Origin of the sequence: Roseovarius marisflavi (assembly GCF_900142625.1) — a bacterium.
Classification (GTDB): domain Bacteria; phylum Pseudomonadota; class Alphaproteobacteria; order Rhodobacterales; family Rhodobacteraceae; genus Roseovarius; species Roseovarius marisflavi.
This window is the reverse complement of record NZ_FRBN01000004.1, coordinates 88,180-109,531: the sequence shown is the minus strand read 5'-3', so window position 1 is coordinate 109,531 and position 21,352 is coordinate 88,180. Positions and strand designations below refer to the sequence as shown.

Annotated in this window: 21 protein-coding genes; 12 read left to right on the top strand and 9 right to left on the bottom strand. The window is 62.5% G+C overall.

All coding sequences use genetic code 11. From position 1 onward, the window contains the following. Positions 1-18: 18 nt before the first annotated feature. The 4 genes from BUB78_RS05835 to BUB78_RS05820 are packed head-to-tail and all read left to right on the top strand — an operon-like array spanning position 19 to position 3,758. The gene (locus tag BUB78_RS05835) at positions 19-831 is read left to right on the top strand and encodes a putative hydro-lyase (RefSeq protein ID WP_281248842.1); all 813 of its coding nucleotides are present in this window, start codon (positions 19-21) and stop codon (positions 829-831) included. Between the two features lie 33 nt (positions 832-864). Next, positions 865-1,902 (top strand): TRAP transporter substrate-binding protein, encoded by a 1,038-nt coding sequence (locus BUB78_RS05830; protein ID WP_073195989.1) that lies wholly within the window; start codon positions 865-867, stop codon positions 1,900-1,902. 27 nt (positions 1,903-1,929) lie between these two features. Next, positions 1,930-2,478, top strand: coding sequence for a TRAP transporter small permease subunit (locus BUB78_RS05825; protein ID WP_073195986.1), 549 nt, complete (start codon positions 1,930-1,932; stop codon positions 2,476-2,478). Then, positions 2,475-3,758: a TRAP transporter large permease gene (locus tag BUB78_RS05820; protein ID WP_073195984.1), complete on the top strand. Its 1,284-nt coding sequence runs from the start codon at positions 2,475-2,477 to the stop codon at positions 3,756-3,758. The genes BUB78_RS05825 and BUB78_RS05820 overlap by 4 nt, the downstream gene beginning before the upstream one ends. Here BUB78_RS05820 and BUB78_RS05815 read toward each other — a convergent pair. From BUB78_RS05815 to BUB78_RS05780, 8 genes are all read right to left on the bottom strand, one after another. Beyond that, positions 3,751-4,677 (bottom strand): hypothetical protein, encoded by a 927-nt coding sequence (locus BUB78_RS05815; protein ID WP_073195982.1) that lies wholly within the window; start codon positions 4,675-4,677, stop codon positions 3,751-3,753. The genes BUB78_RS05820 and BUB78_RS05815 overlap by 8 nt on opposite strands. A gap of 5 nt (positions 4,678-4,682) precedes the next feature. Then, positions 4,683-5,963, bottom strand: coding sequence for an amidohydrolase family protein (locus BUB78_RS05810; protein WP_073195979.1), 1,281 nt, complete (start codon positions 5,961-5,963; stop codon positions 4,683-4,685). Continuing rightward, the gene (locus BUB78_RS05805) at positions 5,963-6,907 is read right to left on the bottom strand and encodes an ABC transporter permease (protein ID WP_073195977.1); all 945 of its coding nucleotides are present in this window, start codon (positions 6,905-6,907) and stop codon (positions 5,963-5,965) included. The genes BUB78_RS05810 and BUB78_RS05805 overlap by 1 nt, the downstream gene beginning before the upstream one ends. A 3-nt stretch (positions 6,908-6,910) precedes the next feature. Then, positions 6,911-7,960, bottom strand: coding sequence for an ABC transporter permease (locus tag BUB78_RS05800; protein ID WP_073195975.1), 1,050 nt, complete (start codon positions 7,958-7,960; stop codon positions 6,911-6,913). After that, positions 7,950-9,497 (bottom strand): ABC transporter ATP-binding protein, encoded by a 1,548-nt coding sequence (locus BUB78_RS05795; RefSeq protein WP_073195972.1) that lies wholly within the window; start codon positions 9,495-9,497, stop codon positions 7,950-7,952. The genes BUB78_RS05800 and BUB78_RS05795 overlap by 11 nt, the downstream gene beginning before the upstream one ends. Further along, complete coding sequence (locus tag BUB78_RS05790) at positions 9,498-10,532, bottom strand: BMP family protein (RefSeq protein WP_073195970.1); 1,035 nt, start codon at positions 10,530-10,532, stop codon at positions 9,498-9,500. 196 nt (positions 10,533-10,728) lie between these two features. Further along, complete coding sequence (locus BUB78_RS05785) at positions 10,729-11,553, bottom strand: HTD2 family dehydratase (RefSeq protein WP_073195967.1); 825 nt, start codon at positions 11,551-11,553, stop codon at positions 10,729-10,731. 30 nt (positions 11,554-11,583) lie between these two features. Continuing rightward, positions 11,584-12,765 (bottom strand): acyl-CoA dehydrogenase family protein, encoded by a 1,182-nt coding sequence (locus BUB78_RS05780; protein WP_073195965.1) that lies wholly within the window; start codon positions 12,763-12,765, stop codon positions 11,584-11,586. A gap of 157 nt (positions 12,766-12,922) precedes the next feature. Between BUB78_RS05780 and BUB78_RS05775 the strand changes: the two genes are divergently transcribed. From BUB78_RS05775 to BUB78_RS05745, 7 genes are all read left to right on the top strand, one after another. Continuing rightward, positions 12,923-14,371, top strand: a complete 1,449-nt coding sequence (locus BUB78_RS05775) for an aldehyde dehydrogenase family protein (protein WP_073195964.1) — start codon at positions 12,923-12,925, stop codon at positions 14,369-14,371. Positions 14,372-14,381: 10 nt separating this feature from the next. Beyond that, positions 14,382-15,131, top strand: a complete 750-nt coding sequence (locus BUB78_RS05770; protein WP_073195962.1) for an SDR family oxidoreductase — start codon at positions 14,382-14,384, stop codon at positions 15,129-15,131. 32 nt (positions 15,132-15,163) lie between these two features. Continuing rightward, a complete protein-coding gene (locus BUB78_RS05765; protein ID WP_073195959.1) occupies positions 15,164-16,297 on the top strand; it encodes a CaiB/BaiF CoA transferase family protein in 1,134 nt (377 codons plus the stop codon). Next, positions 16,290-16,979: a class I SAM-dependent methyltransferase gene (locus BUB78_RS05760; RefSeq protein ID WP_073195957.1), complete on the top strand. Its 690-nt coding sequence runs from the start codon at positions 16,290-16,292 to the stop codon at positions 16,977-16,979. The genes BUB78_RS05765 and BUB78_RS05760 overlap by 8 nt, the downstream gene beginning before the upstream one ends. A 78-nt stretch (positions 16,980-17,057) precedes the next feature. Next, the gene (locus BUB78_RS05755; RefSeq protein ID WP_073195955.1) at positions 17,058-17,765 is read left to right on the top strand and encodes an ABC transporter permease; all 708 of its coding nucleotides are present in this window, start codon (positions 17,058-17,060) and stop codon (positions 17,763-17,765) included. Position 17,766: 1 nt separating this feature from the next. Next, the gene (locus BUB78_RS05750) at positions 17,767-18,522 is read left to right on the top strand and encodes an ATP-binding cassette domain-containing protein (protein WP_245813367.1); all 756 of its coding nucleotides are present in this window, start codon (positions 17,767-17,769) and stop codon (positions 18,520-18,522) included. A 32-nt stretch (positions 18,523-18,554) separates the two neighbouring features. Then, complete coding sequence (locus tag BUB78_RS05745; protein WP_073195953.1) at positions 18,555-19,379, top strand: ABC transporter substrate-binding protein; 825 nt, start codon at positions 18,555-18,557, stop codon at positions 19,377-19,379. A 12-nt stretch (positions 19,380-19,391) separates the two neighbouring features. Here BUB78_RS05745 and BUB78_RS05740 read toward each other — a convergent pair whose 3' ends face one another. Next, positions 19,392-20,261, bottom strand: coding sequence for a helix-turn-helix transcriptional regulator (locus tag BUB78_RS05740; protein WP_073195952.1), 870 nt, complete (start codon positions 20,259-20,261; stop codon positions 19,392-19,394). Between the two features lie 174 nt (positions 20,262-20,435). Between BUB78_RS05740 and BUB78_RS05735 the strand changes: the two genes are divergently transcribed. After that, positions 20,436-21,350 (top strand): MBL fold metallo-hydrolase, encoded by a 915-nt coding sequence (locus tag BUB78_RS05735; RefSeq protein ID WP_073195949.1) that lies wholly within the window; start codon positions 20,436-20,438, stop codon positions 21,348-21,350. Positions 21,351-21,352 lie beyond the last annotated feature (2 nt).

Here is a 21,352-nt window from a genome sequence, read left to right as displayed (position 1 = left end):
AAACCGGGAGAGCCAGATTTGACAGCCGATTATCAATCCCTAAGGACCATGCCCATCGAGGACCTGCGCGCCACCATTCGCGCCGGGGAATATACATCGCATACCGCCGGGCTTGGCGCGGGCCTTTTGCAGGCCAATCTTGCGATCATGCCAGAGCGTTACGCGCTTGATTTCATGCGGTTTTGCCAAAGAAACCCCAAGCCCTGCCCGCTGACCGGGGTGTCGGATACCGGCAATCCGATGATGGTCACCCTTGGCCGCGACATTGATATCCGCCGCGACGTGCCCGCCTATAACATCTACCGCGATGGCCTGCTCACCGAGAGCACCACCGACATCACCGCCCTCTGGCAGGATGATTTCGTGGCCTTCGCGCTTGGCTGTTCCTTTACGTTTGAACACGCGCTTGAACAGGCCAGCATCAACCTCTGGCATATTCAGAACAACACCACCGTGCCGATGTATCGCACCAGTATCGAAACCACCCCGGCCGGGCCGTTCTGTGGCCCGATGGTGGTGAGCATGCGGATGATCGACCCGGCACGCCTTGAACAGGTGCAAACCATCAGCCGCCGCTATCCGCTGGCGCATGGCGCGCCGGTGCATTGGGGCGACCCTGAACAGATCGGCATCGCCAATATCGGCGCGCCCGATTGGGGCGATCCGGTGCCCGACGAGCCCGGCAAGATCCCGGTGTTCTGGGCCTGTGGCGTCACCCCGCAGGCGGCAGTGTCGCGCGCCAGGCTGCCGATTTGCATTACCCACAAGCCGGGTCATATGCTGATTACCGATATTGCCGAGGATGCCGAAGTTCCGGTGTTGCGGCCCTGAAAAAGCAAAAACAACCCAACAAGGAGAAGTCACATGAAAAAGACACTAAGCCTGCTTGCCACCACCGCGCTTGTCGCCGCCCCCGCCATGGCCGAGGATATATCGGTCGTCGGAAGCTGGTCTGGCCTGCCGCTGCACAAGCAATACGAGGCACCGTTCTGGGGTGAGACCCTGCCCGCCGCTTCGGGCGGCGAGATCGCCACCGCAGTCACCACCCACGATCAGATGGGGCTGGGTGTCGGTGACATTTACCGCCTGCTTGGCGATGGAGTTTACGACGTTGCCATGACCGTGGCCGATTACGCCGTGGCCGACGCCCCCGAGCTTGAAGGTCTCGATGTGCCGCTTCTGGCGCTCACCGCAGATGAGGCCAAGGCGATGGTCGATGCCGCCCGCCCGATGGTCGAAGACATCTATAACGCCCGCTTCAACAGCCACGTTCTTGCGATCGCGCCCTATCCGCCGCAGGTCGTGTTCTGTAACGCGCCGATTGACGGTCTGGCCGATCTCAAGGGCCTCAAGGTGCGCGCCTCGGGTCGCATGACCGCCAAATTCCTTGACGCGCTTGGCGCCGAAGGTGTGAACGTGTCCTTCTCCGAAGTGCCGGGCGCCTTGCAAAAAGGCGTTGTGGATTGTGCCGTGACCGGTGCCGGCTCGGGCTATAGCGCCGGCTGGTGGGAGGTGTCCTCGCATCTTCTGACCCTGCCGCTTGGCGGGTGGGATTCGGTTGTGACCGCGATCAACCTCGACAAATGGAACAGCCTGAGCGGCGACATGCAAAGCCTGATCTCATCCGAGATCAAAGCCAACTTCGAGGCCCCCGCATGGTCATCGGCCCAAGACGCCTTGGTCAATGACATCGCCTGTCTGACCGGCAATGGCGAATGCCCGGCGGGCGATGCGCGCTCGATGACCCTTGTCGAGGCAAGCGATGCCGATTTCGCCACCGCCCGCGAGATCCTGGAGACCGAAGTGCTGCCGGATTGGGCTGGTCGCGCCGGTGCGGATTGGGTTGCGCGCTGGAACGCATCTGTGGGCGAGGTCGTTGGCGTGCAAGTCACCGCCAACTGATCGTAAAAGCGCCGGAGAGGGCCCCAAATGACCGATAGATTTCTGATAAGACTACGTGCGCTCAACCGGGTGGTGGCGGTGCTGATTGGCATCATGCTTCTGGCCTGCGCGGGCTTCGTTCTGCTTGATATCATTCTGCGTCAGCTGGGGTCCTCTTTTGGCGGCACCGATGAGGTGTCTGGCTATGTGATGGCCATCGCCACCTCCTGGGGCATGGCCTATGCGATGCTCGAACTTGGCCATGTCCGCATCGACATCCTGCGCAGCCGCGCCGCCGGGCGCGGCCGGTGCCTGTTTGATCTGGCCTCGCTGATGATCATGGCGGGCACGGTCAGCGTGATCGCCCTGCGCTGCTGGCCGGTGGTGGATCGCTCGATCAGCAATATGTCGCGCGCCAATACCGCGCTGGAAACGCCGCTCTGGCTGGTGCAACTGCCGTGGTTCGCGGGCTGGCTCTGGTTCGCTCTGATGGCCTGGCTGACCTTTGTGACCGCGCTTGTGATGGTGCTTCAGGGCCGCTTTGACGCCTCGGAGGCCGCCATCGGCGTCTTTGCCGAAGAGGAGGCGTTTCAATGATCACCTATGTGTCGGTCGGCCTTCTGGCTCTGCTCAGCCTGTCAATCCCGGTCGGGATCGTGCTGTTCCTGCTCGGCTTTGGCATTGATGTGTTATTTAGCCCCTTTCCCCTGATCAAGGGCCTGGGTCAGATGGTCTGGTCCTCGTCCAACAGCGCCACGCTTATCGCGATCCCTTTCTTTGTGCTTTTGGGCGAAATCCTTGTCCGAAGCGGTGTCGCCGCGCGCACCTATGAGGCGCTTGACCGGTGGGTGTCATGGCTTCCGGGCGGCTTGGTGCATGCCAATGTCGCCACCTCGACGATGTTCTCGGCGATCTCGGGCTCGTCCGTCGCTACCGCCGCCACCGTCGCGACCGTCGCCATGCCACAGGCCGAACGCCTTGGCTATGACCCCAAGCTGTTTTCCGGCGCGATTGCCGCCGGCGGCACGCTTGGCATCATGATCCCGCCGTCGATCAACCTGATCGTTTATGGCTTTCTCACCCAATCCTCTATTCCTCAGCTGTTCCTTGCGGGGCTCTTGCCCGGTATCCTTCTAGCCGTCGGCTTTATCGTGATCACGGTGATCATCTGCCTGATCCGACCCGATCTTGGTGGCGAGCGGCGGGTCTTTCCGCTGTCGCAAATGCTTGGCGCGCTTGTGCATCTTTTGCCGATCATCTTTTTGTTCACCATGATCATCGGCACGATCTACAAGGGCTGGGCCACCCCGACCGAGGCCGCCGCCGTCGGCGTTGCCGTGGCCTTTGTCATCGCCGGTTTCGCCAGCGGCATTTCGTTCAAGATGATCTCGGATAGCCTTTTGGGCACGATCAAGGTCACCTCGATGATCATGCTGGTGGTGATCGGCGCGTCCTTCCTGAACTTCACCCTGTCCTCGGCCGGGCTTGGCCGCGAGCTCAAGGGCTTTCTTGAAGGGCTTGGCCTCTCGCCGCTCGCCTTCATCCTAGTGGTGGTGATGATCTATGTCGTGCTCGGCTTTTTCATCGAAACGCTGTCGCTGATGGTGGTGACGATCCCGATCATCGTGCCGCTGGTGGTGGCGCAGGGCTATGATCCGATCTGGTTCGGTATCCTGATGATCGTGCTGATCGAAATGGCGCTGATCACGCCGCCTGTGGGGCTTAACCTCTACGTGGTGCAGGGCGCGCGCAAATCCGGCAAGATGAGCGACGTGATGATCGGCTCGATCCCGTTCGTCTGTGTCATGCTGATCATGGCGGCGGCATTGATCGCCTTTCCGCAACTGGCGCTTTACCTGCCGGCCGCGCTTAACTAGCGCGCCGCGCCAACGGGCCGATCAGCATCGGCGTAAGGTACATCGGCACCTGATAACAGCCGATAAACAACAGCATTGCCGCCCCGGTCTCGGGCGGCAATGCCCCGAGGAACAGCGCAAGATTGCGATTGCCCGCGACAATCGCCAAGGCCGGGGCCGCCGCTGGTTGCCCGGCGCGTTGCATCAGCGCAAAGGCCACGATCTGCGCGCCAAAGTTCAACCCGAAGACCACCGCCAGGGCCCGCCATAGCCCCGCATCCCCCGACAGGATCGCCGGACCAACCGCCGACATCAGGCCCACAACCACAACCGCCATCGCAAGCGTGATCACCCCGTCAACCGCCCCCTGCCCCTGCGGCCCGCGCAGCCACGGCACCGCCCGGCGCAGGATCATCGCCGCGCCACCGGCAAGCGCAATCACCGCCAAAAGCCTGAGCGCGGCAAGCGCCACGACCTCAGGCGCGCCAAAGACCGGCATAAGCCAGAACACCGGCAAGACCGTCAGCGGCAGGATCGCGGTGCCCACCACAAGCTGGCGCAGGGCCGGGCTTGGGTCGACCCCCGACAGGATCGCAAGACCGGGGCTTCCGGTCAGCGGCGCACCAGCCAGCACCAGAACCGCGCCGATCCCAAGGATAGAATTGAGCCCGCCAACCGCCCAAAGCACCGCGATTGCCAGCACCGGCATGCCAACCTGCAAGGCCACGGCAAGCCCGACATAGCGCGGCAAATGACGACGATCCGGAAAGGCCGCAATCGGATCAACCCGAAGCGTTGCCAGAAACAACAGGCAAACGATCATCGGAAAGATCAGCGGCGCAAGGATGCGGGCAAGCTCCGGCGCCGTGACCCCGACCACCAGCCCGACAATCAGCACAAGCCGCCCGTGCCGCGCAAGCCCCTGCAAAAGCGCGATCATCGCGCCTAGCCGCCCTGCCGGTGCCGCCGCCTGATGGTTGCGGGGCGTCCGGGCAGTGCAAGGCTCGCGTCCTGGCGCGGGGTTTTGGCAATCACCCGGCCTTTGGAGACCACCGCAAGACGCGCCGGGCGCAGGCGCAGCGCCTCGACCGGATCACCCGCGTCCAACACCACCAACGACGCCTGCGCGCCGACGTGCAACCCGTACCCCTCAAGCCCGAGAATGCGGGCGTTCTGGGTCGTGACCATGTCAAAGCAGCGCCGCATCTCGTCGGGGTGGGACATCTGCGCCACATGCAGCCCCATGAAAGCCACATCAAGCATGTCTGCCGTGCCAAGCGAATACCACGGATCAAGCACGCAATCCTGACCCCAGCCAACGGTGATGCCCTGCGCCTGCATTTCCTTGACACGGGTCAGGCCGCGCCGTTTCGGAAAAGTGTCATGCCGCCCCTGCAACATGATATTGATCAGCGGATTGGGGATCGCCGCCACCCCCGCCTCGGCCATAAGCGGCAACAGTTTCGAGACATAGTAATTGTCCATCGAATGCATCGAGGTCAGATGGCTTCCGGCGACCCGCCCCTGCAAGCCAAGGCGCTGTGCCTCATAGGCGAGCGTTTCGATATGGCGGCTGTGGGGGTCGTCGGTCTCGTCGCAATGCATATCGACGGGCAAGCCACGCGCGGCGGCCAATTCGCAGAGCTCGCGCACCGAAGCCGCGCCATCGGCCATGGTACGTTCAAAATGCGGGATGCCGCCGACCACATCCACCCCCATATCAAGCGCGCGCATGGTATTGTCGCGCGCGGTGGGATCGCGGTAAAACCCGTCTTGCGGAAAGGCCACCAATTGCAGGTCGATGTAACCCTTGACCTTGTCGCGCACCTCAAGCATCGCGGCGACGCCGAGCAGGCGGTCATCGCAGGTGTCGACATGGCTTCGGATTGCCAAAAGGCCCATGCTCGCCGCCCAATCGCAATACTCCAGCGCGCGGCTGACCATCTCTTCCTGGGTCACGATCTCTTTCAATTCACCCCAAAGACCAATCCCCTCAAGCAGGGTGCCGCTCGCGTTGACGCGCGGGGTGCCATAGCTAAGCGTCGCGTCCAGATGAAAGTGCGGGTCGACAAACGGCGGGCTGACAAGATCGCCGCTGACGTCGATCACCTCGCCTGCGTCCGCCTCTTGCAGATTGCCAATCGCGGTGACCCTGGCGCCGGTGATGCCAATATCGGCCACCCGGCCATCGGGCAAAGTGCCCCCCTTGACGATCAGATCGAACATCAGCGCTCTCCTTTGTTGAACGGCACCATCAACGCGCCCGGCACCTCGGCGCGTCGCGACATCACGATAAGCGCCAGGATCGACAGAACATAGGGCGTCATCAGGAAAATCTGATAGGGAATATCGGCGCCAAGCGGGGTCTGTTGCACCCGGATCTGCAGCGCGTCGAAGGCGGCAAAGAGCACCGCCCCCAACAGGGCCTTGCCCGGCTTCCACGCGCCAAACACCACCAGCGCGATACAAATCCAGCCGCGCCCGTTGACCATCTCGAAGAAGAAGGAATCAAACGCCGACATGGTCAGGAACGCACCGCCCATCGCCATGAACCCGCTGCCGACAATCACCGCGCCCATGCGAATGCCGGTAACCGAAAGCCCCTGCGCCGCCACTGCCGAGGGGTTTTCCCCCGCCGCGCGCAACGCCAGCCCAAGCGGCGTGCGGTAAAGAACAATCGACACGAGCCCGACAAGCACAAAGGCCAGATAGGTCATCGGAGTTTGTGCAAATAACGCCGGACCGAGCAGCGGAATATCCGACAGGATCGGTATTTCGAACGGCTGAAACGCGGTGATCTTAGGCGGGCTTGTCACCTCTGGCAGGGCAAGGCGATAGGCGTAATAGGTGCTTGAGGTCGCCAATAGGGTCACCCCCAATCCGACCACATGCTGCGACAGGCCAAAGGGCACGGTCAGCACGCTATGGATCAAGCCGAACGCCATGCCGACCACCATCGCCACCATGACACCAGTCCAGAGGCCGGTACCGGAATAGACCGCCATCCAGCCGGCAAAGGCCCCGGCAACCATGATCCCCTCAATCCCGAGGTTCAGCACCCCGGCACGCTCACAAATCAATTCGCCCAGGGTGGCAAAGATAAGCGGGCTCGCGATGCGGATCGCGGCGGCCCAAAAGCTGGCGGACAGGAGAATATCGAGAATATCCATGATCTATTCCCTCACCACCCGGAACCGGGTGAGAAATATCGCCAGCACCATGAGCAAAAGCGCCGTCGCCAGCATGATATCGGCAAGATATGTGGGCACGCCAACCGCGCGGCTCATGCTGTCTGCGCCGACGAAAATGCCCGCCACGAAAAGCGCGGCGGCGACCACCGCCAGCGGATTGAGCAGCGCCAGCATCGCCACGATGATACCGGTGTAGCCAAAACCGGGCGACAGATCGAGCGTCAGGCTCCCCTTGACGCCTGCCACCTCGGAAAACCCGGCAAGTGCCGCCAATCCACCCGACAAAAGCGCGGTCTTGATCAGCACGCCATTGACCGGAATGCCGGCAAACCGCGCCGCATCGCGGTTAAGCCCGACGGCGCGCATTTCATAGCCAAGGGTCGTGCGCCGCTGAATGACCCAGACCAGAGCGGCGGATATGATCGCAAGCCCGAAGCCCCAATGCAGGCGCAGACCCTCCGCCATTCGCGGCAGGCGCGCCTCGGCGATAAGGCGTTCGGATTTCGGCCATCCCATGCCCATCGGATCCTTGAGCGGCCCTTCCAGAAGCATCGAGATGAACAGCAGAAAGATAAAGTTGAACAAAAGCGTCGTGACCACCTCGTCAACGCCAAAGCGAACTTTCAACAGAGCCGGCACCAACAGCACAAGCGCCCCGGCCAGCATCGCGCCAAGCGCCAGCACGGGCAAAAGCGCCCCCGCGCCCCAAGGCAGCGCGCCGGTGCCAAGCACGACGGTGATCAACGCCCCGGCATAAAGCTGTGCCTCGGCCCCGATATTCCAGAGCCGCGCGCGAAATGCCACGGCGACCGACAGGCCGGTAAAGATAAGTGGCGTGGCGCGGTTAAGCGTCTCTAACGCGGCGAATTTCGACCCGAACGCGCCCTTGAGGATCAGCCCCAGAACCGAAAACGGATTGGCCCCGGCCAGCATCGCCAGCAAGGAGGCCACCACAACCGTCGTCACAATCGCGATCAGTGGCGGCAGGGTTGTGCGCGCAAGGCTCGGGTTGGCAATCGGCTCAAGACGCATGCGCCAACCCCTCGTCAAACCCATGCCCGGCCATCCACACGCCAAGATCGGCGGGGGCCATGGTGCCTCGGGCAAATTCGGGTGAAAGACGACCCTCGGAAATAACGTGGATCACATCCGACAGGGCCATGATCTCGTCCAGATCCTCGGAAATCAACAACACCGCCGCGCCGCGCGCCCGCGCCGCGAGAAGTTGCGAATGCACGTAATTGACCGCGCCGATATCAAGCCCGCGCACCGGCTGATTGGCCAGGATAATGCGCGGCGCGGCCTCAAGCACCCGACCAAGGATAAGCTTTTGCATATTGCCCCCCGACAACAGCCTGATCCGCGTATCCGGCCCCGGACAGCGCACGTCATAGCGCGCGATAATCTCTTCGGTGGCGGCTTCGGCACGGGCCCAGTTCATCCAGCCGTGATTGCTCATCGGCGCAGTGTGATAGCTTTCGAGAATGGCGTTTTCGGTCAGGTTGAAATCGGCGATCGTGCCGGTTTTGTGCCTGTCTTCGGGGATGCGCGCGATGCCGCTTTGCACGGCGGTGCGCGGCGACCACTGCGCAACATTGGCCCCGTCAAGATCAAACTGCCCGGTCGTCGGCGCACAAAGCCCGCCGATCAGATCGGCAAGCGCCGCCTGACCGTTGCCGGACACGCCGGCAAGCCCAGTGATCTGACCCGCGCGCAGCGCAAGCGACACAGACTTGAGCCCCGGCGCATTGCCCTGATCGGGCGTGCTCACCTCGCCAAGCCGCAAAAGCGCCGCACCGGGGGCGGCGGGGGCGACCTTGGGGGCGCTGACCTCGGCACCCACCATGGCGGCGGCAAGGGCGTGGCGGTCGGTATCCTTGGTGGCCATCTCGCCCACAAGGCAACCATGACGCAGGATCACCACCCGGTCAGAGATATCCATCACCTCGTGCAACTTGTGACTGATGAAAACGATCGACAGGCCAAGCGCCACCGCCTTGCGCAGGGTGGCGAAAAGATCATCGGTTTCCTGCGGGGTAAGCACCGCCGTCGGCTCGTCGAGAATTAGGATCCTGGCCTCTCGGTAGAGCGCCTTGAGGATCTCGACCCGCTGTCGCTCGCCCACGGTGAGGGTACCGACGCGGGCATCCGGATCGACCGCAAGGCGGAAATCATCGGCCAGCCTGGTGATCCTGGCCCGCACCGCCGTGCGATCAAGCCGGGGTTGCCAGAGCGGCACCGTGCCAAGCGCGACGTTTTCCAGCACGGTCATGTTGTCGGCCAGCGTGAAATGCTGATGCACCATGCCGACACCCGCATCCAGTGCCGCACGCGGATTACCGGGCGGCAGGGCACGCCCGAACACCTCAACCGCGCCACTGTCGGCGGTGTACTGGCCAAACAGGATATTCATCAGCGTGGTCTTGCCCGCGCCGTTCTCGCCCAAAAGCGCGATCACCTCGCCGCGATGCAACGACAAGCTGACCGCGTCATTCGCGACCAGCTTGCCAAAGGTTTTTGTAATGCGATCAAGGCGCAGAACGACCTGCGCCGCCTCTGCGCCAGTCATTCAGGACGACTTCGGTTCTTCGTCGTTGATCTCGACCGTAAAGGTGCCTGCCTTGATCGCCGCGCTGCGCTCGTTGACAAGCGTCATGGCGGCCTCGGGCACTTTGTCCTCGAAGGTGCCAAGCGGTGCCAGCGACGAACCGCCCTCGCTCATGAAGGAATAGACCCCGTAATCGGCGGCCTTGAACGTGCCGGCGTTCACTTCGGCAATCGCCTTGTCCAAGGTCGGCTCGAAATGCCAGATCGCCGAGGCGACAACCGTGTCGGGATAATCGGCCTGCGTGTCGATCACGTTGCCAATCGCAAGAATGCCCTTTTCCGCCGCCGCATCCGACACGCCAAAGCGTTCGGCATAAAGAACATCGGCGCCATTTTCGATCATCGCAAAGGCGGTTTCCTTGGCCTTGGGCGGATCGAACCACGAGCCGATAAAGCTGACCTGGAACTTGATATCCGGGTTCATCTCATGAGCACCGGCCATGAAGGCATGCATCAGACGGTTCACCTCGGGGATCGGAAAGCCGCCGACCATGCCGATATTGCCGCTCTTGGTCATCGACCCGGCGATGATCCCCGAAAGGTAGGAGGCATCCTGAATATAGTTGTCGAACACCGCGAAATTCGGCAGGGCGTCGTCGGGTTTAAAGCTTGACCCGAGAAGAAAGGCGATATCGGGATACTCCGCCGCCACTTCGCGCGCTTCCTGTTCCACGGCAAAGGCCTCGCCGATGATAAGCTTATAGCCCTGCTCGGCATATTCGCGCATCACGCGGGCATAGTCGGTGTTGCTGACGTTTTCCGAATAGACATAATCCACATCGCCGCGCTCCTGCGCGGTCATGGCGGCCTTGTGAATGCGGCTGACCCATTGCTGCTCGACCGGCACGGTGTAAATCCCGGCGGTCTTGATCGGCTCGGCGGCACGCAGCGGGGTTGCCAGCGTCGATGCCCCGGCAACAAGCGCCACAGCGGCGGTGCTGGCCATGAACTGGCGGCGCGACAGGGTCGCAATGGTCCGGCTTTTGGGGGTGGTCATGATGTTCTCCTTGTTGGGCAGCGTTTTTGTTTTACCAATTGGTAAAATTATTTTTGCGTATTGTCAGCAAATTTGTGCGCCGCACCGTGAGAAACCGCAAGCCCTGCCTGCGAAATGGGCAAAGTTCATCTGCCGGATGCAAAATACCCTGCCCACAATTCGGTCACAGGCCGCAATGCCCCTGAAAACCGGGGTTTCAGGGCGCAAATGCGGTCGCTTCCATGGTGGTGACGTGATCATTTTCGCGCCGCACACGCAGGGCGAGAGAGCCCTCACTTGCCTTCGCCTCAATCCGCACCGGAATGCCGCAGATCAACGGCGACAGCCCGCGATAGCTAAACCGCGCGGGCAAATGGCCAAACACCTCGCTCGCAAGATTCATCATCCAGATCGCCTGAAGCGGGCCGTGCACCACAAGGCCGGCATAGCCCTCGACCTCGGTGGCGTAGGGGTAATCGTAATGAATGCGATGCCCGTTGAAGGTAAGCGCCGAATAGCGAAACAACAGGGTCGAATCCGGCGTGATCAACCAGCTTTCGGCGCCGGGCCACTCCTCTGACGGGGCGGGGGTGCGCGTGCTGCCGGGCTTGGGATCTTCGCGGTAAACGATATCCTGCCGCTCGCTCAGGTACGGCGTGCCATCGACGCTATAGTCATGGCGCTGCGTGACAAACCCAAGCGCGCCACTGCGCCCCTGCTTGAAGGTCACATCGTCAATCGTGCTGGTGCGGGTCACATGCTCGCCGGGCACAAACGCTCGGTGAAATTCCAACGCGCCCCCCGCCCACATCCGGCGCGGCAACGGCAGGGCCGGCAGGAAAATCCCGGTTTTGGGGTGGCAATCGCGGCCAAGGTCCGACGGCTCGACCACATCCGGCCCAAGGCACCAGTGAAACCCCGGCGGCACCGCACCGGGGCCAAGCGTGCCGGCAAGCGTGGCGCGGTATTGCGCCAAAAGACGATCCGAAATCGGCTCTGACCGGGTAAAGCTGCGCCCGATCCAATCGTCATATTCGCCCATATCCGCCCCCTGAATTATCCGCGCACTGATTTATCCGCGCCCGGGCCCATAGGATTTGGGCAGGCCAAGCACCTGTTCGGCAATATAACACAGGATAAGGTTGGTCGAGATCGGCGCCACCTGATAAAGCCGCGCCTCGCGAAACTTGCGCTCGACGTCATATTCCTCGGCAAAGGCAAAACCGCCATGCGTCTGCATACAGGCCTCTGCCGCCTCCCAGCTTGCATCGGCGGCCAGCATCTTGGCGGTATTGGCCTCGACACCGGGGTTCTGCCCCGCATCATACATCGCCGCCGCGCGGTACACGATCGCCTCGGCGGCCATCATATGGGCATGGGCGCGCGCAAGCGGAAACTGAATTCCCTGATTGGCGCCGATCGGATCACCGAACACCACACGTTCGCGGGCATAGGCGGCACCCGTGTCAAGAAACCACTTGGCATCGCCAATACATTCGGCGGCAATCAGGATGCGCTCGGAATTCATCCCCGACAGGATATAGCGAAACCCCTTGCCCTCTTCGCCGATAAGGCTGTCGGCGGGAATGCGCAGGTTGTCAAAGAACACCTCGGTGGTGGCATGGTTGATCATCGTGCGGATCGGGCGAATTTCGATGCCATTGCCGACCTTCTCGCGCAGATCGACAAGAAACACCGACAACCCGTCGGTCTTGGATGTGACCTGATCGCGCGGCGTGGTGCGCGCAAGCAGCACCATCAAATCGGAATGCTCGACCCGCGAGGTCCAGATTTTCTGGCCGTTGATCACGTATTCGTCGCCCTCGCGCCGCGCCGTGGTCTTGAGCGCAAGCGTATCAGTGCCGCTGGTCGGTTCGGTCACGCCAAAGGCCTGAAGCCGCAGCGTGCCATCGGCGATCCGCGGCAGATAGCGTTCTTTTTGCGCGTCGCTGCCGTGACGCAACACCGTACCCATCGTATACATCTGCGCGTGGCACGCCGCCGCATTGCAGCCCTGCCGGTGAATTTCCTCCAAGATCGCCGCCGAGGCGGTGAGGTTAAGCCCAGAACCGCCATAGCTTTCGGGGATCATCGCCGCCAGATATCCCTCGCGGATAAGCGCATCCACGAAGTCCTTGGGATAGGCCCGGCGCGCATCGAGATCGCGCCAATAGGCCCCCGGAAACCCGGCGCAAACCTTGGCCACGCCATCACGAATTGCACTATACTCCGCCGTCGGATCGAAAGAGGTCATCTGTTTCTCACTCAGTCTAGGGTCGCCCTTCTTTCGCAGATTTGGGCCGGGCAAGGAACCGGAAAACCGATCCTGAACCCTGCCGCTTGTCAAGCACGCCCAATCCCCTGTTAAATGCGCGGACACATCGCACCGGGCCAAAAGGGACACCTCCGAGATGACAAGTTTTGCCATTCCCAGACCTCTCAACCTGATTGGCGGCCAATGGGTGCCCGCCCAGTCCGGTGCCGAACTTGACGTGCGCTCGCCGATTGATGGCGAGGTGTTTACCTCTATCGCCGATTCCGGCGCGGCCGATATCGATGCTGCCGTTGCCGCCGCCCGCGCCGCGTATCAAACCGGCGATTGGGGTGCCATGACCGCCGCCGAACGGGGCCGCCTGATGCTGCGCCTCAGCCTGCGCATTCTTGAGGACGTCGAAACCCTCGCCCAGCTTGAAACCCGCGACAACGGTAAGCCGATCAAACAATCGCGCGCCGATATGATCGCCGCCGCGCGCTATTTCGAATTTTACGGTGGCGGGGCCGATAAGGTCCATGGCGAGGTGATCCCCTTCATGGCGGGCTATAACGTGCAGGTGCTGCGCGAACCGCATGGCGTGACCGGCCATATCATCCCGTGGAATTACCCCGCGCAGATGTTCGGCCGCTCTGTGGCCGCCGCCCTCGCCATGGGCAATGCCGCCGTCCTAAAGCCTGCCGAGGATGCCTGCTTGACCTCGCTGCGCCTTGGCGAACTGGCGCAGGAGGCCGGCTTTCCGCCCGGCGCGATCAACATTGTCACCGGGCGCGGCGATACGGCGGGCAAGGCCCTGTCCGAACACCCTGATGTCGATTTCATGTCCTTCACCGGCTCGCCCGAGGTGGGCGCGATGATTCAGATCGCCGCCGCGCGCAATCACATCAACTGTACCCTGGAACTTGGCGGCAAATCCCCGCAGATCGTGTTTGACGACGCCGATCTTGATGCGGTGATGCCGGTGCTGGTCAATGCCATCATTCAAAACGGCGGCCAGACCTGTTCGGCCGGCTCTCGCGTTCTGATCCAGCGCGGGATTTATGATCAGGTGATGGGCCAACTGGCCGAGCGGTTCAGCGCCGTCACCGCCTCTGCCTCGGGCGAGGATTCGGTACTCGGCCCGCTGATTTCCGCGAAACAGAAGAAACGCGTCGAAACCTATATCACGCAGGCCGACGCCCCGCTTGTGGCACGCGGCACAATCGACCCTGATGCGCCCAAGGCCGGCTATTACGTGGCTCCTGCCCTGTTCGGACCGGTCAATCCGAAATCACGGATTGCCCAGGAAGAGGTGTTCGGCCCTGTCCTCTGCGCCATTCCGTTCGACACCGAGGCCGAGGCGATCCAGATCGCAAACGACACCGACTATGGCCTTGTCGCCGGCATCTGGACGCGCGACGGTGGCCGCCAGATGCGCGTCGCCAAGGCGATGCGCTGTGGTCAGGTGTTCATCAACGGTTATGGTGCCGGTGGCGGGATAGAATTGCCGTTCGGCGGCATCCGAAAATCCGGCCACGGGCGCGAAAAGGGCTTTGCCGCCCTGTTCGAGTTCTCGCAGATCAAGACCATCATCAACAATCACGGCTAGGGAACGCAACATGCGCTTGAACGGAAAAACAGCCCTCGTAACAGGCGCCGCCTCGGGCTTTGGCAAGGGCATCGCCGAGACCTTTACCCGCGAGGGCGCGCGGGTGGCCCTGCTCGATCTCAACCTTGAGGGCGCGCGCGCAGTGGCCGAGGAAATCGGCAATGGCGCGATTGCCATTCGCTGTGACGTCTCGGATGGTGCCGATGTCGCCGCTGCCGTGGCCGAGGTAAACACCGCCTTTGGCCGCCTTGATATCGTGGTAAACAACGCCGGCTGGTCAAACGCCAACCGCCCGCTGATGGAAACCGACGAGGCAACCTTTCGCAAGCTTTACGACGTCAATGTCACCTCGATCTTTCACATGACCAAGACCTGTGTTCCGCTCTGGCGCGCACAGGGCAACGGCGTGATGATCAACATCGGCTCGACCGCCGGCATTCGCCCGCGCCCCGGCCTGACCTGGTACAATTCGACCAAGGGCGCGGTCAACCTGATGTCACGAAGCCTTGCCGCAGAGCTCGCCCCCGACGGCATCCGCGTCAATTGCATCGCCCCGGTGATCGGCGCCACCGCCCTTCTGGAACAGTTCATGGGCATGCCAGACACGCCGGAAAACCGCGCGGCCTTTATTGCAGGCATTCCTCTGGGGCGCATGTCAACGCCGCGTGACATTGCCAATGCGGCGCTTTACCTCGCCTCGGACGAGGCCGATTTCATCACCGGCGTCGTGCTTGAGGTCGATGGCGGGCGCACGATCTAGGCCATTCAAATCCTGACCGAAACGAGGCCCGCATGACCCCTGATCTCTCTGGCATTTTCGTTGTCTCCGTCGAACAGGCGGTCGCCGCGCCTTACGTCTCGGGCCGTCTGGCCGAGGCGGGCGCGCGGGTAATCAAGGTCGAACGCCCCGAGGGCGATTTCGCCCGTGGCTATGATCACCTTGTTCACGGCGAAAGCGCCTATTTCGTCTGGCTCAATCGCGGCAAGGAATCGATCTGCCTTGACCTGCGCCAGGACGCGGATCGCGCGGTGATGGAGGCGATGCTGGCGCGCGCCGATGTGTTTATCCAGAACCTTGCGCCGGGCGCGATTGACCGGCTTGGCTTTGCCCCCGCCGATTTGCGCGCCCGCTATCCCCGGCTTATCACGGTGTCGATCTCGGGCTATGGCGAAGAGGGGCCATTGCGCGATCTCAAGGCCTATGACCTTTTGGTGCAGGCCGAAAGCGGGCTGTCGTCGATCACCGGCAACACCCACGGCTCTGCGCGGACCGGGGTGTCGGTCTGTGACATCGCGGCCGGCATGACCGCCTTTCAATCGGTGCTTCTGGCGCTGATCGGACGCAGCCAAACCGGCGCGGGCCGTCATATCGCGGTCTCGCTGTTTCACGCGCTCGGCGACTGGATGAACGTGCCCTATCTGCAATATGCCTATGGCGGCAAAACCCCGCCGCGCAGCGGGCTCAACCATCCCACTATTGCGCCCTATGGCACCTATATGGGCAGCGACGACAAAGAGGTGCTTGTCTCGATCCAGAACGAACGCGAATGGGCCATTTTCTGCGCCGATATTCTGGGCCAGCCGGGTCTTGCCAGCGATCCGCGCTTTGACAGCAATTCCAGCCGCGTCGCCAATCGCGCCGCGCTTGATGCGGTCATCGCGCCGGTCTTTGCCGCCTGCACCCGTGACGACATGGCCGAGCGGTTGCGCGATGCACGCATCGCCTATGGCCGCGTCAGCACGATGGAGGATCTCGCCCAGCACCCCCAGAACCGCTATGTCGAGGTCGATACCCCAAGCGGCCCGGTCCGCATGCTCGCCCCCGGCGCGCTCGTCAATGCCACCCTGCCCGATCTGGGCGCGGTGCCGGGGCTTGGGGCGCATACCGAGGCCCTCTTTGCCGAGTTTGGCCCCGCCGATGAGTAACCCCTACGACACCCGCGCGCGCATCGTGGCCAGCCTGCAAGAGATTGGCGCGCGCGATGTGCTGGATATTGGCTGTGGTCATGGCGCGCTTGCCAAGAGCCTTTCACGCGACGGGTTTCGCATGACCGGCATTGACCCAAGTGCCGGGGCCATTGCCGCCGCCACCGCGCGCGTCCCCGACGCCACCTTCGTCACCGCCGGGGCAGAGGCGATCCCCTTTGCGCCCGCCAGCTTTGATGCGGCGATATTCCTCAACTCCCTGCACCACGTCCCTGTGCCCGCCATGCCTGCCGCCCTGCAAGAGGCGTTGCGCGTGTTGCGCCCGAATGGCGAGGTGATTGTGGTCGAGCCACTGGCAAAGGGCTCGTTCTTCGAGGTCATGCGCCCGATCGAAGATGAAACGACGATTCGCGAAGCGGCGCAGCGCGCGATTGATGACCTTCTGGCCCAAGGCCTCGCCACCGGCCCCGCGCCGGTTGTTTATGAGCGCGCGACGCCGATGCCAGACCTTGAGGCCTTCATCGACTATCTCGCCGCGGTCGATCCCGCCCGCCGCGCCCTGGCCGAGGCCCTGCGCCCCGAGCTTGCCCGGCTTTTCGCCAAAAACGTGGTCACCGGCCCGGACGGTCAACAGCTTGTCCAACCCCTCAAAATCTGGCGGCTGCGGACCAATCCAGGATAAATCACCCCGTCCTTTCGCTTTGGACTGGATTGATATGCATAATTGTGTATTTTTTCCCTACAAGGGGAGAAAACGCACGTGTTCAGCCTGACTGACATCCTGACCGAAGCGCTTGGCCTGATCCTGACGTGGGATCGGGACCTGAGCGAAATCGTGATGCTGTCGCTGCGCGTGACCCTCACGGCGGTGGTGATTTCCTGCCTGATCGGCCTGCCGCTTGGCGCGATGGTTGGCGCCTTCCGCTTTCCGGGCCGTGGCGTGCTCACCGTTTTGCTCAACGCTCTGATGGGCCTGCCGCCGGTCGTGGTCGGGCTTGTGGTCTACCTGATGCTCTCGGCCTCGGGGCCGCTTGGGGTGTTGCAACTGCTCTATACGCCCACGGCGATGATCATCGCGCAGACCATCCTTGTGACGCCGATCATAGCGGCGCTCACCAAGCAGGTGGTCGAGGATCTGCACGCTGAATATCGCGAGCAATTCGCCTCGCTTGGTGTCGGCGCGTTTGATCGCATCGCGGCGCTGCTCTGGGATGCGCGCTATAGCCTTTTGACCGTCGCCCTCGCCGGGTTTGGCCGCGCCGTGGCCGAGGTTGGCGCGGTGCTGATCGTGGGCGGCAATATCAACCATGTGACCCGCGTGATGACCACCACCATCGCGCTTGAAACCTCGAAGGGAAACCTTGAACTCGCCCTCGCGCTTGGGCTGTTGCTGTTGGCGATTGCGGTGATCGTGAATGCCCTCGTGATGGCGCTTCGGGCCTCTGCGGTGCGGGCGGCCTATGCGTGACATGACCCTTGATATGACCATCCCCGATAGCGCCACAGCGCCCGCCTTGCTTGCCTGTCAGGGGCTGTCGTTTGATGCGGGCGGCAAACGGCTGATTGATGATCTGACGCTTGCAATCCGCCCCGGTCGACGCACCCTGATCATGGGCCCGAATGGCGCCGGCAAAAGCGTTTTGCTACGCCTTCTGCACGGGCTTATCGCGCCCACGACCGGCGCGGTTCTCTGGCAGGGTGGCCCGCTTGACCGCGCCGCGCGCGACGCACAGGCGATGGTGTTTCAGCGTCCTGTCATGCTGCGCCGCTCGGTTCTGGCAAACCTCAAATTCGCCCTCACAGTGCGCGGCGTCACCGGGGCCGCGCGCGCCGCCAAGGCCGCCGAGGCGCTTGAGCTTGCCCGGCTCACCGATTTGGCGCGCCGCCCCGCGCGGGTCTTGTCTGGGGGCGAACAGCAACGCCTTGCCCTGGCGCGCGCCCTTGTCGGCGAACCCCGGCTTTTGTTCCTTGATGAACCGACCTCAAGCCTTGATCCGGCCTCGACCCACGCGATCGAGGATCTGATAAACGCCGCCCATGCCCGCGGCGTCAGCATCGTCATGGTCACCCATGATCTTGGACAGGCGCGGCGCATGGGCGATGATGTCATCTTTCTTCAGAACGGCACCCTGGCCGAGGACGGCCCCCTGCAAGACGTTCTGGCCGCGCCACAGGCACCCTCGACCAAGGCCTGGCTTGAAGGGCGACTGTACACCGCACCCTAATCTCAAATCCCACCAGATCACGGAGCTTTTCAATGATCAGACGTCACCTTCTTTCGCTTGCCGCATCCACCCTTCTGGCCCTTGGTCTAAGCGGCACGGCACAGGCCGAGGACAGCTTTATCGTGGTGCAATCAACCACCTCGACCCAGAATTCCGGCCTGTTCGATCATATCCTGCCGATCTTTACCGAAAAGACCGGGATTGAGGTGCGCGTTGTCGCCGTCGGCACCGGGCAGGCGATCAAGAACGCCGCCAATGGCGATGGTGATGTCCTCTTCGTGCATGCCAAGCCCGCCGAGGAAAAATTCGTCTCCCAGGGCCACGGTGTTGCCCGCTTTGACGTGATGTACAACGACTTTGTCATCGTCGGCCCGCCCGCCGACCCCGCCCGTGTTGCCGGCATGTCCGATGTGGTGGCCGCCCTTACGCGCATTGCCGAGGCCGAGGCGCCCTTTGCCTCGCGCGGCGATGACAGCGGCACCAACAAGGCCGAGCTGCGGCTTTGGGGCGAAGCCAGCATCGACGCACGCGCCGCCTCCGGGGATTGGTATCGCGAAACCGGCTCGGGCATGGGCGCGACCCTCAACACCGGCACCGCCATGGGCGCCTATATCATGACCGACCGCGCCACCTGGATCGCCTTTGGCAACAAGGGTGATTATCAAATCGCGGTCGAGGGCGACGCGAAGATGTTCAACCAATATGGCATCATCCTCGTGAACCCCGAGATGCATGAAAACGTCAAGGCCGAGGCTGGCCAGACCTTCATCGACTGGGTTCTGTCGGACGAGGGCCAAGCCGCGATTGCCGACTACAAGGTCGACGGCCAACAGCTGTTCTTCCCGAACGCGGGCTAGGCCAAAGAGGCCCTATTTCGAGATCCAGCGCACGCGCCCGAGATCGCCGATATCATAGCCGCCAAGCGCCCCGGCCTTGGCAGCAAAAGCCTCGCTCTGGGCAAAGCGCAACAGGCTTTGCACCGGCTCGGTGAAATAAGACCGCCGGTCAATCAGCAGATCAAAGCGCTCGTCCACAAGCGGCACGAACGGCAGGTGAAACTGTTTCGCCATCGCCTTGATGCCAAGCGTCGCGTCGGCCTCGCCTGCCGCAATCGCGGCGGCAGCATCGCTTTCAGTATGGGCAAGGCCGGCCTGCGCCACGATATCTTCGTCGCGCAATCCCGCCTCGGCCATCAACCGCTGAAACAGCGCCGCCGCACCGGCACCGGGCTGGCGCAGGATCACCCGCTTGCCGCGCAAATCGCCAACGCCGCGCACGTCGCTGGCCGCAGCCTCCGACAAGATAAGACCGCGCGCGCGCAGCGCCCAGCCGATCAGCGCGCAATTTTCCAGACCAGCGGCCTCAACCGCCGCGATGTTCCACCCCTGCTCATCCGGGATATGCAGGCCCGCAACCGCCGCCTGCCCCTGCGCAAAACAGGCAAGCCCGTCGCGGCTTCCGTTCAAAAGCGTCGCCAGTCCCGCCCCGCATTCACGCAACGCCCAATCCAGAAGCGGATCATGCGAGCCGGTCACAACCGCCGGTCGCTCGCCGCTCACCACCGCACCAGAGCCCTCGATCCACGCGGTCAGCTCAGCCGCCGGAAACAACAGCTTGCCGGTGATCTTGCGATGCGGGATCTCTTCGGCGGCGACCAGATCGTAAACCTTGCGCTCTTTCACACGCAAAAGATCGGCCACCTCTTTGGTTGTCAAATAGGCGGGCTGTTGGGTATCCATGTTGCGAAAGGTGCCTTTTTAAATCTCGGTGCTCTGGCCAAGGTAACCCATCACAATCCGGAAATCAGCAGGAAACAGAGCCGCATTTCAACCAAGACCCCCGCAAAATAATCCTTGTCTTTCGGCCCCTGCCTGTGGTCATATTCATAAATTCGAATAGATGGGGGAAAGCGGATGACACCGACCAGACGACAGGTTCTTTGCGGCCTTGGGGCAACGGCGTTCCTTGGCGCGCCACGCATGACATTTGCTGCCGACCAGATGACGCTTGGCACGGCCACGATCACCACCGTAAGCGACGGTCACCTCGTGCTGCCAAAATCGTTTCTGCTTGGTAATCTGCCCGCCGCCGAGACTGCCCCGATCCTTGAAAAATACGCGATCATCGGCGACGTGATGCACCCGCCGTGCAATGTTACCCTGCTTCAGGATGGCGATCGCACCGTTCTGTTCGATGCAGGATCGGGCAGCGGCTTCATGCCCAGTGCCGGCGATCTGGTGGATACGCTGGATGCTCTTGGCGTGGCGCCCGATGATGTCACCGACGTGGTCTTTACCCATGGCCACCCTGATCACCTCTGGGGGGTGCTGGATGATTTCGACGATCTGGTCTTTGCCAATGCAGGCTACATGATCGGCCAGCGGGAATGGGACTATTGGACCGATCCCGACACCGTAACCACCATTGGCGAAGAACGCGCGAGCTTTGCCGTCGGCGCCGCCCGCCGCCTTGCCGCGATTGAGGATCAGGTCAGCTTTTTCAGCGACGGCCAAGAGGTGCTTTCCGGTGTGATGGCGCATGCCACCTTTGGCCATACGCCGGGGCATATGTCGTTCGAAATCCGTCAGGGAAGCGAATCGGTGATGGTCGTTGGCGATGCCATTGGCAACGGCCACCTCGCCTTTGAGCGCCCCGATTGGGCCAGCGGCTCGGATCAGGACGCAGAGGGCGGCATCAAGACCCGAAAGCGGCTCTTGGATCAGCTGGCACAGGATAAAATGGCGATGATCGGCTTTCATTTGCCCGACGGCGGGCTTGGCCGGGTCGAGCGCAGCGGCGACAGCTATCGCTTTCTGAGTGAGGTTTGAGA

Bases quoted from the DNA above. Each gene is read 5' to 3' on its own strand.
- BUB78_RS05830 (WP_073195989.1), top strand. From the start codon at position 865: ATGAAAAAGACACTAAGCCTGCTTGCCACCACCGCGCTTGTCGCCGCC.
- BUB78_RS05825 (WP_073195986.1), top strand. From the start codon at position 1,930: ATGACCGATAGATTTCTGATAAGACTACGTGCGCTCAACCGGGTGGTG.
- BUB78_RS05820 (WP_073195984.1), top strand. From the start codon at position 2,475: ATGATCACCTATGTGTCGGTCGGCCTTCTGGCTCTGCTCAGCCTGTCA.
- BUB78_RS05815 (WP_073195982.1), bottom strand. From the start codon at position 4,677: ATGATCGCGCTTTTGCAGGGGCTTGCGCGGCACGGGCGGCTTGTGCTG.
- BUB78_RS05810 (WP_073195979.1), bottom strand. From the start codon at position 5,963: ATGTTCGATCTGATCGTCAAGGGGGGCACTTTGCCCGATGGCCGGGTG.
- BUB78_RS05805 (WP_073195977.1), bottom strand. From the start codon at position 6,907: ATGGATATTCTCGATATTCTCCTGTCCGCCAGCTTTTGGGCCGCCGCG.
- BUB78_RS05800 (WP_073195975.1), bottom strand. From the start codon at position 7,960: ATGCGTCTTGAGCCGATTGCCAACCCGAGCCTTGCGCGCACAACCCTG.
- BUB78_RS05795 (WP_073195972.1), bottom strand. From the start codon at position 9,497: ATGACTGGCGCAGAGGCGGCGCAGGTCGTTCTGCGCCTTGATCGCATT.
- BUB78_RS05790 (WP_073195970.1), bottom strand. From the start codon at position 10,532: ATGACCACCCCCAAAAGCCGGACCATTGCGACCCTGTCGCGCCGCCAG.
- BUB78_RS05785 (WP_073195967.1), bottom strand. From the start codon at position 11,553: ATGGGCGAATATGACGATTGGATCGGGCGCAGCTTTACCCGGTCAGAG.
- BUB78_RS05780 (WP_073195965.1), bottom strand. From the start codon at position 12,765: ATGACCTCTTTCGATCCGACGGCGGAGTATAGTGCAATTCGTGATGGC.
- BUB78_RS05775 (WP_073195964.1), top strand. From the start codon at position 12,923: ATGACAAGTTTTGCCATTCCCAGACCTCTCAACCTGATTGGCGGCCAA.
- BUB78_RS05770 (WP_073195962.1), top strand. From the start codon at position 14,382: ATGCGCTTGAACGGAAAAACAGCCCTCGTAACAGGCGCCGCCTCGGGC.
- BUB78_RS05765 (WP_073195959.1), top strand. From the start codon at position 15,164: ATGACCCCTGATCTCTCTGGCATTTTCGTTGTCTCCGTCGAACAGGCG.
- BUB78_RS05760 (WP_073195957.1), top strand. From the start codon at position 16,290: ATGAGTAACCCCTACGACACCCGCGCGCGCATCGTGGCCAGCCTGCAA.
- BUB78_RS05750 (WP_245813367.1), top strand. From the start codon at position 17,767: ATGACCCTTGATATGACCATCCCCGATAGCGCCACAGCGCCCGCCTTG.
- BUB78_RS05745 (WP_073195953.1), top strand. From the start codon at position 18,555: ATGATCAGACGTCACCTTCTTTCGCTTGCCGCATCCACCCTTCTGGCC.
- BUB78_RS05740 (WP_073195952.1), bottom strand. From the start codon at position 20,261: ATGGATACCCAACAGCCCGCCTATTTGACAACCAAAGAGGTGGCCGAT.
- BUB78_RS05735 (WP_073195949.1), top strand. From the start codon at position 20,436: ATGACACCGACCAGACGACAGGTTCTTTGCGGCCTTGGGGCAACGGCG.